This is a genomic window from Nocardioides sp. (assembly GCF_035703625.1).
Lineage (GTDB): Bacteria > Actinomycetota > Actinomycetes > Propionibacteriales > Nocardioidaceae > Nocardioides.
In genome coordinates this window covers 1-14,927 of the sequence record NZ_DASSXS010000036.1, presented here as the reverse complement: position 1 = coordinate 14,927, position 14,927 = coordinate 1, and the positions used below count along the sequence as shown (strand labels likewise).

The 14,927-nt window shown below is 71.1% G+C and carries 14 protein-coding genes; 3 read left to right on the top strand and 11 right to left on the bottom strand.

Annotation, left to right across the window (positions count from 1 at the left end; genetic code table 11):
• The 8 genes from pyrD to VFN12_RS01495 form a co-directional block, all read right to left on the bottom strand.
• The coding region (gene pyrD, locus VFN12_RS01530; RefSeq protein WP_414689999.1) for a dihydroorotate dehydrogenase (quinone) at positions 1 to 821 on the bottom strand (821 nt) is incomplete at its 3' end.
• Between the two features lie 5 nt (positions 822 to 826).
• A complete protein-coding gene (gene carB / locus VFN12_RS01525; protein ID WP_325116780.1) occupies positions 827 to 4,156 on the bottom strand; it encodes a carbamoyl-phosphate synthase large subunit in 3,330 nt (1,109 codons plus the stop codon).
• On the bottom strand, positions 4,156 to 5,283 hold the full coding sequence (gene carA, locus VFN12_RS01520) for a glutamine-hydrolyzing carbamoyl-phosphate synthase small subunit (protein WP_325116779.1): 1,128 nt from the start codon (positions 5,281 to 5,283) through the stop codon (positions 4,156 to 4,158). The genes carB and carA overlap by 1 nt, the downstream gene beginning before the upstream one ends.
• A gap of 65 nt (positions 5,284 to 5,348) precedes the next feature.
• Positions 5,349 to 6,356, bottom strand: a complete 1,008-nt coding sequence (locus tag VFN12_RS01515) for a serine hydrolase domain-containing protein (RefSeq protein ID WP_325116778.1) — start codon at positions 6,354 to 6,356, stop codon at positions 5,349 to 5,351.
• Positions 6,353 to 7,645 carry a dihydroorotase gene (locus tag VFN12_RS01510; RefSeq protein ID WP_325116777.1) on the bottom strand — a complete coding sequence of 431 codons (1,293 nt, stop codon included), beginning with the start codon at positions 7,643 to 7,645 and terminating at the stop codon, positions 6,353 to 6,355. The genes VFN12_RS01515 and VFN12_RS01510 overlap by 4 nt, the downstream gene beginning before the upstream one ends.
• Positions 7,642 to 8,598: an aspartate carbamoyltransferase catalytic subunit gene (locus VFN12_RS01505; RefSeq protein ID WP_325116776.1), complete on the bottom strand. Its 957-nt coding sequence runs from the start codon at positions 8,596 to 8,598 to the stop codon at positions 7,642 to 7,644. The genes VFN12_RS01510 and VFN12_RS01505 overlap by 4 nt, the downstream gene beginning before the upstream one ends.
• Positions 8,595 to 9,167 (bottom strand): bifunctional pyr operon transcriptional regulator/uracil phosphoribosyltransferase PyrR, encoded by a 573-nt coding sequence (gene pyrR / locus VFN12_RS01500; RefSeq protein WP_325116775.1) that lies wholly within the window; start codon positions 9,165 to 9,167, stop codon positions 8,595 to 8,597. Before pyrR ends, VFN12_RS01505 begins: the two co-directional genes overlap by 4 nt.
• 112 nt (positions 9,168 to 9,279) lie before the next feature.
• The gene (locus VFN12_RS01495; RefSeq protein ID WP_325116774.1) at positions 9,280 to 9,927 is read right to left on the bottom strand and encodes a helix-turn-helix domain-containing protein; all 648 of its coding nucleotides are present in this window, start codon (positions 9,925 to 9,927) and stop codon (positions 9,280 to 9,282) included.
• A 96-nt stretch (positions 9,928 to 10,023) separates the two neighbouring features.
• On the opposite strand from VFN12_RS01495, the gene VFN12_RS01490 reads away from it, so the two are divergent.
• Complete coding sequence (locus VFN12_RS01490) at positions 10,024 to 10,623, top strand: class I SAM-dependent methyltransferase (RefSeq protein ID WP_325116773.1); 600 nt, start codon at positions 10,024 to 10,026, stop codon at positions 10,621 to 10,623.
• 58 nt (positions 10,624 to 10,681) lie between these two features.
• Here the strand turns inward: VFN12_RS01490 and VFN12_RS01485 are convergent, their stop codons facing one another.
• Positions 10,682 to 11,707 (bottom strand): NADPH:quinone reductase, encoded by a 1,026-nt coding sequence (locus VFN12_RS01485; protein ID WP_325116772.1) that lies wholly within the window; start codon positions 11,705 to 11,707, stop codon positions 10,682 to 10,684.
• Positions 11,708 to 12,164: 457 nt separating this feature from the next.
• Between VFN12_RS01485 and VFN12_RS01480 the strand changes: the two genes are divergently transcribed.
• The gene (locus tag VFN12_RS01480; protein WP_325116771.1) at positions 12,165 to 12,536 is read left to right on the top strand and encodes a hypothetical protein; all 372 of its coding nucleotides are present in this window, start codon (positions 12,165 to 12,167) and stop codon (positions 12,534 to 12,536) included.
• Positions 12,537 to 12,596: 60 nt separating this feature from the next.
• Here VFN12_RS01480 and VFN12_RS01475 read toward each other — a convergent pair whose 3' ends face one another.
• Positions 12,597 to 12,965: a hypothetical protein gene (locus VFN12_RS01475; RefSeq protein ID WP_325116770.1), complete on the bottom strand. Its 369-nt coding sequence runs from the start codon at positions 12,963 to 12,965 to the stop codon at positions 12,597 to 12,599.
• A gap of 301 nt (positions 12,966 to 13,266) precedes the next feature.
• Here VFN12_RS01475 and VFN12_RS01470 point away from each other — a divergent pair, with 301 nt between their 5' ends.
• Positions 13,267 to 13,902, top strand: a complete 636-nt coding sequence (locus VFN12_RS01470; protein ID WP_325116769.1) for an FMN-binding negative transcriptional regulator — start codon at positions 13,267 to 13,269, stop codon at positions 13,900 to 13,902.
• Positions 13,903 to 13,940: 38 nt separating this feature from the next.
• Here the strand turns inward: VFN12_RS01470 and VFN12_RS01465 are convergent.
• On the bottom strand, positions 13,941 to 14,927 hold a 987-nt coding region (locus tag VFN12_RS01465), incomplete at its 5' end, for a hypothetical protein (protein ID WP_325116768.1).

Sequence of the window (14,927 nt, the reverse complement as noted above, 5' to 3'; positions counted from 1 at the left end):
GTGGTGTTGGTCGCGATGATCCCGTCGAGGCCCACGGCGAGCGCGAGGTCGGCCACGGCGAGCACGTCGTCGTCGCTGAGGTCGGGAGCGATCTTGACCAGCAGCGGCAGGTGGGCGGCGGTGACGTCGTCGGCGGTGGCGCGGACGGCGGCGAGGATCGGCTCGAGCTTCTCGACGGCCTGGAGGTTGCGCAGCCCCGGCGTGTTGGGCGAGCTGACGTTGACCACGAGGTAGTCGGCGTACGGCGCGAGCAGCCGCGCCGACTTCTCGTAGTCGCGCACCGCGTCGTCCTCGGGCACGACCTTGGTCTTGCCGATGTTGACGCCCAGCACCGGCCGAGCTCGTTGAGTCGGGGATTCCCGTCCTTCGAGTCGGGCATTCGCGTCGTTCGAGTGGTGGATCTTCGTACGACGTCGCGCCAGGCGACCCGCCACCACCTCGGCGCCGTCGTTGTTGAAGCCCATCCGGTTGACGACCGCGCGATCCTCCGGCAGCCGGAACAGCCGCGGCTTCGGGTTCCCGGGCTGCGGCTCCCCCGTCACCGTGCCGATCTCGATGTGTCCGAACCCCAGCGCGGCAAGGGCGTCGATGCCGACGGCGTTCTTGTCGAAGCCGGCGGCGAGCCCCAGCACGTTCGGGAAGGTGAGCCCCATGGCATGGACGCGCGAATCCCCGACTCGACGGTCACTTCTCCCCCACTCGAGGAGCCGATTTCCCCGACTCAACGGGATGCGGGCGGCGCGGATCGCCCGGAACGCCGTGTGGTGGGCACGCTCGGGGTCGGTCCGGGTGAGCACCCGGTCGAACAGCAGCCGGTACAAGGGCCTCACTCGTCCTGAGGAGGTTGCGCAGCAACGGTCTCGGAGGGCCGGGCTGCCCACTCCTGCAACGACCGCACGCCGATGTCGCCGGCCCGCATCGCCTCGATCCCCTGCACGGCAGCGCCCAGTCCCTGCACGGTGGTGATGCACGGGATGTTGGCCAGCACGGCCGCGGTGCGGATCTCGTAGCCGTCGGTGCGGGCGGATCCGCCGCTGGTGGACCCGTGGGGGGTGTTGACCACGAGGTCGATCTCGCCGGCGCCGATCAGCTGCACGGTCGTGGGTTCCCCCGCCGGGCCCTCGCCCTCGAAGTGCTTGCGGACGACGATCGCGGGGATGCCGTTGCGCCGCAGCACCTCGGCCGTGCCCTGGGTCGCCACGACCTCGAACCCGAGGTCGGCCAGGCGCTTGATCGGGAAGATCATCGTCCGCTTGTCGCGGTTGGCCATGCTCACGAACACCCGTCCGGTCACCGGCAGCGGACCGTAGGCCCCGGCCTGGGACTTGGCGAAGGCCTTGCCGAAGAACGCGTCGAAGCCCATCACCTCGCCGGTGGAGCGCATCTCCGGGCCGAGCACGGTGTCGACGGTCCGGCCGTCGGCGGTCTGGAACCGGTTGAACGGCATCACCGCCTCCTTGACCGCGATCGGCGCGTCGCCCGGCAGGTCGCCTCCGTCCCCGGACGCCGGCAGCACCCCCTCCTCGCGCAGGGTGGCGATCGGGTCGCCCATCATCACCCGCGCGGCGGCCTTGGCCAGCGGCACCGCCGTCGCCTTGGAGACGAACGGCACCGTGCGGGAGGCGCGTGGGTTGGCCTCCAGCACGTAGAGCACGTCGGAGCCCAGCGCGAACTGGATGTTGATCAGGCCGCGGACACCCACCCCCTGGGCGATCGCCTCCGTGGCCTCGCGGATCCGGCGGATCTCGGTGGCACCGAGCGTGATCGGTGGCAGCGCGCACGAGGAGTCCCCGGAGTGGATCCCGGCCTCCTCGATGTGCTCCATGACCCCGCCGAGGTAGAGCTCGTGACCGTCGTAGAGGGCATCGACGTCGATCTCGACCGCATCGTCGATGAACCGGTCGACCAGCACCGGATGCTCGGGGCTGATCTGGGTGGAGCGGGCGATGTAGCCCGACAGCGCGTCGTCGTCGTAGACGATCTCCATCCCGCGCCCGCCCAGGACGTACGACGGCCGCACCAGCACCGGGTAGCCGATCTCCGCGGCGATCCCCGCAGCCTCGGCGTACGACGACGCCATCCCGTGCTTGGGCGCCGGCAGCCCGGCCTCCCGCAGCACCCGGCCGAAGGCCCCTCGCTCCTCGGCCAGGTGGATCGCCTCGGGGGTGGTCCCGACGATCGGCACCCCGGCATCGGCCAGCCCCTGGGCGAGGCCGAGCGGAGTCTGGCCGCCGAGCTGGCAGATGACCCCGGCGACCGGACCGGCCTGCTGTTCGGCGTGGACGATCTCCAGCACGTCCTCGAGGGTCAGTGGCTCGAAGTAGAGCCGGTCGGAGGTGTCGTAGTCGGTGGACACGGTCTCGGGGTTGCAGTTGACCATCACGGTCTCGTACCCCGCCCGCGACAGCTCCAGCGCCGCGTGCACGCAGGAGTAGTCGAACTCGATGCCCTGCCCGATCCGGTTCGGGCCGGAGCCGAGGATGATCACCGCCTCGCGCTCGCGGGGCGCCACCTCGGTCTCCTCGTCGTAGGACGAGTAGTGGTAGGGCGTCCTGGCCGCGAACTCGGCGGCACAGGTGTCGACGGTCTTGTAGACCGGCCGGATGCCGAGCGCGTGGCGTACGCCGCGCACGACGGCCTCGGACATGTTGCGCATCCGGCCGATCTGGCTGTCGGAGAAGCCGTGCCGCTTGGCGCGACGCAGCAGCTCCGGCGTCAGCGCCGGCGCGTCCAGGACCTCCGCCGCGATCTCGGAGATCAGGTAGAGCTGGTCGAGGAACCACGGGTCGATCCCGGTGGCCTCGTGCAGCTCCTCGGGCGTGGCCTCGGCGCGGATCGCGTCCATGACCTTGCGCAGCCGTCCGTCGTGCGGGACGCGGACGGCCTCCAGCAGGTCGGCCTTGTCGAGGTCGATCCACTCGTGGGTCCAGTCGAACGGCGCGTGGGTGTGCTCCAGCGACCGCAGCGCCTTCTGCAGCGCCTCGGTGAAGTTGCGCCCGATCGCCATCGCCTCGCCGACCGACTTCATGTGGGTGGTCAGGGTCGGGTCGGCGCCGGGAAACTTCTCGAACGCGAACCGCGGCACCTTCACCACGACGTAGTCCAGCGTCGGCTCGAAGCTCGCCGGCGTCTCGCGGGTGATGTCGTTGGGGATCTCGTCGAGGGTGTAGCCGATCGCCACCTTGGCCGCGATCTTGGCGATCGGGAAGCCGGTGGCCTTCGACGCCAGCGCGCTCGAGCGCGAGACGCGCGGGTTCATCTCGATCACGACCAGACGGCCGTCGGCGGGGTTGACGGCGTACTGGATGTTGCAGCCCCCGGTGTCGACGCCGACCGCGCGGATGATCCCGATCGCGAGGTCGCGCATCGCCTGGTACTCGCGGTCGGTGAGGGTCATCGCCGGCGCCACCGTGATCGAGTCGCCGGTGTGGACGCCCATCGGGTCGAGGTTCTCGATCGAGCAGACGATCACCACGTTGTCGGCGGTGTCGCGCATGACCTCGAGCTCGTACTCCTTCCAGCCGATGATCGACTCCTCGAGGAGCACCTCGGTGGTCGGGCTGGCGGCGAGACCGGCACCCGCGATCCGGCGCAGGTCGGCCTCGTCGTAGGCCATGCCGGAGCCGGTGCCGCCCATCGTGAACGAGGGGCGGACCACCATCGGGTAGCCGAGGTCGTCGGCGGCGGCCAGGCAGTCGTCGAGCGAGTGGCAGATCGCGCTGCGGGCGACCTCACCGCCGAGGTCCTCGACGATCTTCTTGAACTGCTGGCGGTTCTCACCGCGGTCGATCGCCTCGATGGAGGCGCCGATCAGCTCGACGCCGTACTTCTCCAGGACGCCGGCCTCCGCGAGGGCCATCGCGGCGTTGAGCGCGGTCTGGCCGCCCAGGGTGGCGAGCAGCGCGTCCGGGCGCTCCTTCTCGATGACCTTCTCGACGAACTCCGGGGTGATCGGCTCGACGTAGGTCGCATCGGCGAACTCCGGGTCGGTCATGATCGTCGCGGGGTTGGAGTTGACCAGCACGACGCGCAGGCCCTCGTCCTTGAGAACCCGGCAGGCCTGGGTGCCGGAGTAGTCGAACTCGCAGGCCTGGCCGATGATGATCGGCCCGGAGCCGATCACCATCACGCTCTGGATGTCGGTGCGCTTGGGCATCAGGCCTCATCCCCCATGAGATCCACGAATCGGTCGAAGAGGTACGCCGCGTCATGTGGGCCAGCCGCTGCCTCCGGGTGATACTGCACGCTGAACGCCTGTAGCCCACCCCCGTCGTCGCGCAGCTCGAGTCCCTCGACCACGTCGTCGTTGAGGCAGACGTGGCTCACCGTAGCCACCCCGTACGGCGTCGTGGTCGGCTCGTCCAGGGGGGCGTCGACGGCGAAGCCGTGGTTGTGGGCGGTGACCTCGACCTTGCCGGTGGTGCGGTCCATGACCGGCTGGTTGATCCCGCGGTGGCCGTACTTGAGCTTGTAGGTGCCGAACCCGAGGGCCCGGCCGAAGAGCTGGTTGCCGAAGCAGATGCCGAAGTAGGGCAGCCCCGCCTCCAGCGCCCCCTGCAGCAGCTCGACCTGCTGGGTGGTGGCGGCCGGGTCGCCGGGACCGTTGGAGAAGAAGAGCCCGTCGGGCTCCACGGCCCGGACGTCGTCGAGCGAGGCGCTGGCCGGCAGCACGTGGACCTCGATGCCCCGCTGGGCCATCAGCGCCGGGGTCATCCCCTTGATCCCGAGGTCGAGAGCGGCGACCGTGAACCGCTTCTGCCCGACAGCCGGGACCACGTAGGCCTCGCGGGTGGAGACCTCGCCCGCGAGCTCGCTTCCGGCCATCTCGGCGGAGGCGCGTACCCGCTCCAGCAGGACCTCCGGGTCGGACTCGGTGGTCGAGATGCCGACCCGCATCGCCCCGCGCTCACGCAGGTGACGGGTCAGGGCGCGGGTGTCGACGCCGGAGATGCCGACCACTCCCTGCTCGCGCAGCTCCTCGTCGAGGCTGCGCCGCGCGCGCCAGTTCGAGACGCGGCGGGCCGGGTCGCGGACGACGTAGCCGGCCACCCAGATCCTCCGCGACTCCGGGTCCTCGTCGTTGACGCCGGTGTTGCCGATGTGGGGGGCGGTCATGACCACCACCTGGCGGTGGTACGACGGGTCGGTCAGCGTCTCCTGGTACCCGGTCATGCCGGTGTTGAAGACCGCCTCCCCGAAGGTCTCGCCCTCGGCGCCGTAGGCGGCGCCGCGGAAGGTGCGGCCGTCCTCGAGCACGAGGAGCGCGGGCGTGTGCGCAGACAAGCGCTGTACCTCCTTCTCCGCCTCACGGGACGGATCGTTAAAGGATGTCGAGCTGGTTGACCCTATCAACGCGCCGCCTCGTTCCCGACCAGCAGTTCCTCGAGCGGCGGTGCCATGGCCCAGGTCCCCTCCGTGGTGTTGGACAACACCGACCAGGTCAGTCCGGGCCGGTGCATGGACCGGAAGGAGGCCCCCGCGTCGTACCCCGACGCCGAGACCCAGTCGTCCCGCAACCAGAACCCCAGGCCGTAGGTGCGGCCGTCCGCCTGCGCCTCCGAGCGGGGCCGCACCATGTCGGTGTAGGTCTCGCAGGAGACGACTCGCCCCGCGTCCAGCGCGGCCCAGAGGGCGGCGACGTCGCCCGCGGTCGTGAAGATGCCGCCGTCCCCGCCGCCGACCACCGGCAGGTGGAGCACGTTGGTGCGCAGCCCGTCCGTGCGCAGGTAGCCCCACGCGGCGTCGCCGGGCAGCTCGTCCGAGCGGAGGAAGTCCGTCCGGGTGAGCCCGGCCCGCTGCAGCACCTGCGTCCGGACCAGGTCGTGGTACGTCGTCCCGGACGCGCGCTCGGCGAGGATGGCCAGCACGCAGTAGGCGCCATTGCAGTAGACGAACCCGGTGCCGGGCGGGAACCTCTGGGGATACCCGTCGAGCACCTCGAGGTAGGACCCGGCACTGTCGAGGCGGTGCACCGGAACCGCCATCAGGTAGTCCGTGCCGTCCTCGATCTCGTCCTCGTCGAGGTAGTCGCCGATGCCGGACCGGTGCGACAGCAGGTGCTCGACGGTGACCCCGTCGTCGATCAGCGGGAGATCGGCACCGAGCAGGTCGCGAGCACGGGTGTCGAGCGAGAGCGCACCCTCCTCGACGAGGCGGAGCACGGCCAGCGCCGTGAACGTCTTGCCACCGCTGGCCACCCCGATCCGCGTGTCCGGCGCCATCGGGATGCCGCGGGCGCGGTCGGCGAGTCCGTACGCCCGCTCCAGCACGACCTCGTCGCCGACGTCGACACGTACCACGCCCGAGAAGCCGGTGGACTCGGCCACCTGGTCCACGGACGTGGCGAGCGAGGTCACTGCAGCTTTCCGTCCAGCACGGTCGCCTTGCCCCGCAGGAACGTCGCGACCACGCGGCCGGGCAGCTCCATCCCGGCGTACGGCGTGTTCCGCGACAGGGAGGCGCTGGACGATGCCTCGACCACACGGCGTGCGGCGGGGTCGTAGAGCACCACGTTGGCCGGGGACCCCTCCTCGACCGGGCGCCCGTGGTCGGCGACCCGCCCGATCCGGGCCGGCGCGTAGGACATCCGCTCCGCGACGCCGGCCCAGTCCAGCAGGCCGGGGTCGACCATCGTCTCCTGGACGATCGAGAGCGCGGTCTCGAGGCCGAGCATCCCGAACGCGGCCGCCGCCCACTCGCAGTCCTTGTCCTCCAGGGGGTGCGGGGCGTGGTCGGTGGCCACGATGTCGATCGTGCCGTCGGCCAGCCCCGCCCGCAGCGCCTCGGCGTCGGCGGCGGTGCGCAGTGGGGGGTTCACCTTGTAGATCGGGTCGTAGGTCGTCGCCAGCTCGTCGGTGAGCAGCAGGTGGTGGGGGCAGGCCTCGGCGGTGACGTTCCAGCCCTTCTCCTTGGCCTGCCGCACGATCTCGACCGACCCGGCCGTCGACACGTGGCAGACGTGGAGCCGCGAACCGACGTGCGCCGCCAGCAGGCAGTCGCGGGCGATGATCGCCTCCTCGGCGACCGCGGGCCAGCCGGCCATGCCCAGCCGTCCGGACAGCTCGCCCTCGTTCATCTGCGCGCCCTCGGTCAGCCGGGGCTCCTGCGCGTGCTGGGCGATGACGCCGTCGAAGGCCTTGACGTACTCCAGCGCTCGCCGCATCAGCACGGCGTCGTCCACGCACTTCCCGTCGTCGGAGAACACCCGGACCCGGGCCGCGGAGTCGGCCATGGCGCCCAGCTCGGCCAGCCGCTCGCCGGCGAGGCCCACGGTGACCGCACCGACCGGGTAGACGTCGCAGTAGCCGGCCTCGCGGCCCAGCCGCCAGACCTGCTCGACGACCCCGGCGGTGTCGGCCACCGGGTCGGTGTTGGCCATGGCGTGGACCGCGGTGAAGCCGCCGAGGGCGGCCGCCCGGGTGCCGGACTCGACCGTCTCGGCGTCCTCCCGACCGGGCTCGCGCAGGTGGGTGTGCAGGTCGACCAGGCCGGGAAGGGCGATCAGGCCGCTGGCGTCGATGGTCTCGACCCCGTCCGGTGGCGCGGTCGACGCGCCGACCAAGTGGACGACGCCGTCCTCGAGCAGCAGGTCGGTGGGCTCCCCGCCCAGGATGGAGGCGTTCTTGATCAGGTAGCTGGTGCTCACTCTTCTCCTCCAACGGTGGGCTCGGAGCCGCCGAGCAGCAGGTAGAGGACCGCCATCCGGACGGCCACGCCGTTGGTGACCTGTTCCACGATCACCGAGCGGGCGGAGTCGGCGACGTCGGCGGTGATCTCCATGCCCCGGACCATCGGCCCGGGGTGCATCACGATCGTGTGGTCCTGCAGGGTCGACATCCGGCGGCCGTCGAGGCCGTAGCGTCGGGAGTACTCGCGCGGGGTCGGGAAGAACCCGCCGTGCATCCGCTCGCGCTGCACCCGCAGCATCATCACGGCGTCGGCCTTGGGCAGCACCGCGTCGAGGTCGTACGACGTCTCGACCGGCCAGGTCTCGATCCCCACCGGCAGCAGGGTCGGCGGGGACACCAGGGTCACCTCGGCGCCCAGGGTGCGCAGCAGCAGCGCGTTGGAGCGGGCCACCCGGCTGTGCAGCACGTCGCCCACGATCGCGACGCGGCGGCCGTCGAGGCCACCGCCGTCCTTCGCGGCCAGGTGACGCCACATGGTGAAGGCGTCGAGCAGGGCCTGGGTGGGGTGCTCGTGGGTCCCGTCGCCGGCGTTGACGACGTGAGAGCGGACCCATCCGGAGTGGGCGAGCCGGTGCGGCGCCCCGCTCGCGGAGTGGCGCACCACGACGGCGTCGGCGCCCATCGCCTCGAGCGTGAGGGCGGTGTCCTTGAGGCTCTCGCCCTTCGACAGCGACGATCCCTTGGCCGCGAAGTTGATCACGTCGGCGCTGAGCCGCTTGGCGGCCGCCTCGAACGAGATCCGGGTCCGGGTGGAGTCCTCGAAGAACAGGTTGACCACGGTGCGGCCGCGGAGCGCCGGGAGCTTCTTGATCGGCCGGTCCGCCAGCGAGCGGAGCTCCTCGGCCGTCCGGAGGACCAGCTCGGCGTCGTCGCGGCTCAGGTCGGCCGCGCTGAGCAGGTGCTTCTTCACGAGGCGCTCCCCTCGATCGTCACGGCATCCACGTCGTCGATCCCGGCCAGGGTCACCTTGACCCGCTCGACCAGCGAGGTGGGGAGGTTCTTGCCGACGAAGTCGGCGCGGATCGGCAGCTCGCGGTGCCCGCGGTCGACCAGGACCGCGAGCCGCACCGCCGCCGGCCGGCCGATCTCGGTCATCGCGTCGAGGGCCGCCCGGATCGTGCGTCCGGAGAACAGCACGTCGTCGACCAGCACCACGGTCTTGCCGTCGATGCCGCTGTCGGGGATCTCGGTCGGCATCAGCGCCCGGGCCGGCTTGAGTCGCAGGTCGTCGCGGTACATCGTCACGTCGAGCGAGCCGACCGGGACGTCGTACTCCTCGACGGCGGATATCTTCTCGGCGATCCGGTGCGCCAGCGGGACACCGCGGCTGGGGATCCCGAGGAGCACCAGGTCGCCGGCGCCCTTGTTGCGCTCGAGGATCTCGTGGGAGATACGGGTGAGTGCCCGGCTGATGTCGAGCTCGTTGAGAACGACGCGGGCGGAGTCCGTGGTCACGGACTGGTGAGGGTGTGCAGGCATGGTCGCTGCAGGACCTCCTTCTCCGCCTCACGGGACGGCTCGTTAAAGGATGTCGATCGAGCGCGACTGTATCAGTCGCAACGGCGTCACAGCGACGCGCCACCCGCGCGTCTCAGGGGTTGGCGGGGCGATCCTTCGGCGCTGTGTCCGGTGTGTCGTCCGCGACCAGCAGGGCGGCCTCGAGGTTGGCGCGGAGCCAGGCGACGTACTGGCTGTGCGTCCACTGCCAGCCGTCGACGAGCATCTGGTGGACCTCCGGGCTCGCCAGGGTCCACACCAGGGCGGCGGACTCCTCGACCGGCTGGCGCAGCGCGCCCCGCTCGCCGATCCAGGCCGCAAACCTGGTCATGGACCGCCTGCGCTGCTGCAGGTGCAGCTCGGACCTCAGCCCGGCGATCTCCGGGTCGACGACCGCTGCCGTGCGCAGCATGTCGTCGAGCGGCCCGGCCCGTTCCAGCTGGTCGCCGACCACGGTGGCGAGCTCCGCGACCCGGTCCCGGAGGCTCCCCTCGTGGCGCAGCCCGTCGGGGTCCGGCCCGACCAGGGCGGTGCGCGGGTCACCGGTGCCGGCCGCGGCCGTCATCACCGCCTCGAGCAGGCCTCGCTTGGTGCCGAAGGAGTGGAAGACGAGGTCCTCACTCACGTGGGCCGCCCGGGCGATCTGCTTGATCGTCGCCCGCGCGTATCCGATCTCGAGGAACAGCCGCTCCGCCGCCTCCAGGATCCGGCGGCGGCTGGCGAGAGCCTGCTCATCGCGCACTGGCGAGTGATAGGCCCGGCGATTGACAGGAGGCGACATGTGAACGACCATAGAGTATTCGTTCCAGTATCACTGGAATCAATTCTGGAGATCACCATGCGTGCCGCCTATGCCCTGTCCTACCGGCTCGGACTGTCCTCCTGGGACAAGACAAGCCCCGACGCCGACGCCGCGTTCAGCAGGATGCTGGACCGGGAGGAGCTCGAGCGGGAGGCACCCTTCGGCCGCGCCCTCGACCTCGGCTGCGGGACCGGCGCCCACACACGCCAGCTCCGGGAACGCGGGTGGGAGGCAATCGGCATCGACAACGTCCGCCGCGCTGTCGACGTAGCCGTGCTGCGCTCCGACGAGAGCAGCCGCTACGTCATCGGCGACGTCGACCACTTGGAAGGTTGTGGCGTCGGGAAGGGCTTCTCGTTCTACCTCGACATGGGCTGCTTCCACGGCCTCACCGACGACGCGCGGATGAGGATGGGCAGGGGCGTCACGGCCCTGGCCGAGAAGGGAGCCACCCTGCTGATGCTGTGCTTCCAGCCGCATCGCAACCCACTGGTCCCTCGAGGAGCCGCCGTCGACGACGCCCAGCGGGCACTGCCTGACTGGACGCTGCTGGATGCCCGCGCGGCCGACCCCAAGACCCTGCCGGATGCCCTCGGACGCTACTCGCCGCAGTGGTTCAGGTTCGGGCTCAACTGACTCCGTTCCTGGCTGCAGCTCTGCCGGATTGGACGGCCGTGTCGGACCAGATGGGGCGTCACGCGTCGGCGATGTCGAGCAGGACCTTGCCCACGGCACCACCCTCAACCGCGTCGTGGGCCGCGGCCAGGTCCCCCAGCGGGTAGTGGTGCAGCGGCAGCCCGGCGTCCTCGCCCGCCCGCAGCGCACCCGACTCGACCGCCGCCGAGACGTCCTCGGTGGCGGCGCGGACGAGGTCGTCGGCCAGCGTGTAGAGGATGAGGAACTGGAAACGCAGGTTCTTCCCGAACGCCGCGCGCAGGGGCATCGTCAGCTCGTCGCCGCCGTTGTTGGCGTAGATCGACACCAGCCCGTGCACCCGGACGACCTCCAGGTCGAGCCCGATGTTCTGGGCCGGCGCCACCTCCACGGCGATGTCCACGCCGTCCGGCGCGATCGTGAGGATCTCCTTCGCGGCGTCGGTCTCGCGGTAGTTCACGACGTGGTGTGCGCCGGCAGCGCGAGCGAGATCGGCCTTCTCCTCGCTGCTGACCGTGGTCACGACCGTCGCCCCGGCCCACCGGGCGAGCTGGATCGCGGCATTGCCGACCGCCCCGGCTCCCCCGGCCACGAGCACGACCCTCCCCTGCAGCGCGCCGGGGCCGAGGCGTGCCGGGCCGCCCTCGGCCGACGTCAGGGCGCGGTGCGCCGTCACGGCCGGGACGCCGAGGCAGGCGCCGAGGTCGAACGACGCACCGTCCGGCAGCCCCGCCACCCGCGAGGCCGGCTGCACCGTGAGCTCGGCCGCCGTCCCGTGTGGCCGGCCGTGCTGGGCCAGCACCAGCCACACCCGGTCCCCCACCCGGACGCCGGTGACACCCTCACCGACGGCATCGACGACGCCCGCCCCGTCCTGCCCGGGCGTGACCTCGTCGTACGACATCCCGCCGGGCATGCCACCGGAGCGGAACTTCCAGTCCGTGGGGTTCACCCCGGCCCGGACCAGTCGCACCCGGACCTCGCCCGGGCCCGGGTCCCCGACATCTCGCTCCACCACCTGCAGGACTGAGGACGGACCGGTCTCGCGATAGGTCACGGCTCGCATGCGCTCGACCGTACCTGCCGGGAACCTCACCCGATCAGGTCGAGCACCTCCGAGGTGGGCAGCACGCAGGGCGCGGCCCGGGGCCCGGCACGCACGGACGTTGAGCCCTTGGACTCATGACAGCGGCCGGGGGTGGGGCCCAGAGTTGAGGCATCGAGGACGTCTTGGGGCAGAACCCACGAGCGGACGTTCATCACCGGGAGGGGAAAACCCAATGTCACGTCGATCATCCCTGTTGGCCGTCGCAGTGCTGGGGCTGGTGAGCTCCGGCTTGATCGCTCCCACTGGAGCGTCCGCCGCAGATCCTGTCTCGCGTGTCGTGCTCGTCGATCCCGCCGGCGATGTGTGGTCCATCGGGGAGGGCGAGAACGCGGAATGGGTCTCTGCCGGCGACCTGCCCACAGCCGACGTCCGACGCGCAGTGGTGCGCCACCGTCGGAACAGGGTCGTGGTGAAGATGACCTTCACCGATCTGCGCCGTACGGAACCCCAGTCCTACTGGGCCACCATCGCGAGCCGCCGGCAGTTCGGAGCGCTTCTCGTGTCGACCAGTCCCGGACGGTTCAAGGGACGCCATCGACTGCTGGACGGCAACTTTGCCAACGTGAAGTGCCCCAGGCTCAGCCACCGCATCGACTACGTCGACGACCGGGTCACCATGTCGGTCCCCCGGAGCTGCCTGGGCCGACCTCGCTGGGTCAGGGTCGACCTGGCGAACTTCATGTTCCGTGGCGAGACCGAAGCCGACTTCCAGGAGATCACCGACAACCCGCACTCGGCCGGCACCCAGGGCCGGTTGACCCGACGTCTCTACCGAGCGGCCGGTTGACCACCCGCTGGCCGCCCGCCACCCGGGGTCGCCGGAACCGCGGCCACCGGGCAGCTCGACTCACCCTTGCGGCGGCAGCTCCCCCGACATGGCCACCTCCACGAACTGGGAGATGCTGTGCTCGGGACCGACTGCTATCCGCTTTCCGACCTTGTTCAGGGGGAAGCCGACCAGCCCGGACGTGAGCCGCACTCCCGGCGCACCGACCTGTTGGTCGAAGGTCCAGGCTCCGCCTCCGTTCCGGACGATCAGCTCGCCGACGTATGCGCCCATGCTCAGGACCATGCTGTTGACGACGTCGTCGCCGGGCCCGGTCTGGAGGAAGAGGTCGACCAGCGCGTCGAGGCGCGGCGCGTTCTCGACCGCGTAGTCGAAGTGATGTCCCTCCCGGGCCGCGCCGTCGACGAACGCTCCGGCCAGTGAGGCCATGTCCGCGGCGACATCGCCCTCGACGGGGGCCCCTGGGCCCTCGGAGGGACCTGGGTTCCCCGGGTTGCCTCTGACCACCCGCCCGAGTGTGTCAGGAGAACCGCTCCGGCGACCACGGTGCGGCCAGGCCCAGGCGCGTGGATGGGGGCGTGCCCGCCGCGCTCGCGCCCGACGAGCAAGAGCGTGTCTTGCCCGAGGAGCACCCGACGAGCACGCCGCCGGGCTCGTACCCCGTCGGCGGCCGATGACGCCCCCGCCAGTGGCGCCGGCCTGCGGCTCGGCCGGCGATAGCGTGAGGTTCATGTACACGCCACCGTTCAACCGCGCCGAGGATGAGGACGAGCTGCGGAGGTTCGTGGCGCGGGCGCGCGCGGGCTGGCTGGTCACGAATGGGCAGGAGGCCGCGCCGTCCGCGACCTACCTGCCGGTGCTGTGGCGCGAGGACCGCGTGATCGCCCACGTCGCCCGGGCCAACCCGCACTGGCGCGAGATCGGGCCCGACACGCCCGCGCTGGTCATCGTCACCGGCCCGGACGCCTACGTCTCACCGACGTGGTACGCGGCGAAGGCGGAGCACGGCAAGGTCGTACCGACGTGGAACTACAGCGCCGTCCACCTGACCGGCCTGGCCCGGGTCCACGACGACCCCGCCTGGCTCCGCATGGCCGTCGAGGAGCTGACCGCCGAGCACGAGGGGCAGCGCGAGGACCCCTGGCACGTCAGCGACGCGCCGGGCCCCTACATCGACGGCCAGCTGCGAGGAATCGTCGGCGTCGAGCTGAGGCTGACCCTCGTGGAGGGCAAGGCGAAGCTCAGCCAGAACCGTTCGCGGGCCGACCGCGAAGGGGTCGTCACCGGCCTGCGCGAGACCGGTCGCCCAGACGAGCAGCCCGTTGCCGACCAGATGGCGGCGATCGAGAAGGTCGGAGACCTGTAGCGCCTGCCCGGAGACGACGCGAAGCCGGGCAGTGGGGCCTACAGCTGTGCTGCCATCCCGGCACACGCGGCGAGCCAGGCGGCTCGTGTCCCCTCGGAGAGCTGTGCGTAGGGCAGCACGGACCCCGCCACGAGCACCGGGTCGTAGGGCACCCGGTAGACCGCCCTGGTCCGCTGCTCGTAGACCTGCACCAGGTCCCGGGCCAGCTGTTCGTCGACGTGGGAGGACGGATCGGAGAGGACGGTGATGGTCTTGTGCTTGAGGTTCTCGTAGCCGGCGTCCTGCAGCGCGTCGAGCATCCACAGCCCGCTGTAGCCGGTGTCCTCCCGGATGGTGCTGGTCACGACGAGCAGGTCGGCGGCGTCGGCGGCAGCGAGCCAGTTCTCGGCGCGCATGTTGTTGCCGGTGTCGATCAGGATCAGCCGGTAGAAGCGCTCGAGGAGCTCGTGGACCGCGGTGAAGTCCTGGGCCCGGATCATCCCGGTGACGTGCGGGCGCTCATCGGAAGCCAGGACGTCGAAGTGGGCGTCCCCCTGCGACCTGACGAACGCGCCGAGGTCCCCGATCCGCGCCTGGTAGACGTCGCTGAACCGCTCGAGATCCTCCAGCAGCTCCCGGGTGGTGTTGCGGTGGGAGCTGCGGGTGCCCCGGATGCCGAGGGTCCCCCGGGTCTCGTTGTTGTCCCAGGCGACGACGCCGCCACCGCGGACGGTGCCGAAGGTGTAGCCGGCCACCAGGACCCCGGTGGTCTTGGCGGCGCCGCCCTTGGGGTTGAGGAACGCCACGGTCCGTGGCCCGGCGAAGTCGCGCTGGATGGTACGGCGCTGCTGCTCGTGCTCGAGCTCGGCGCGACCCATCTGGGGGGACACCGCGCCGCCGGTCCAGCGCCGCACCCGGCCGCGCCAGCCCCACCGCGCCGGACCGCGCTCGACCTGGTCGGCGCGACGGTCCAGGAAGTCGGTGGCGGTCATGAACCGGCGTACCTCGGGCTCGGCAGGCTCGGGCTCCGCGGGAGCCGGAGCCGG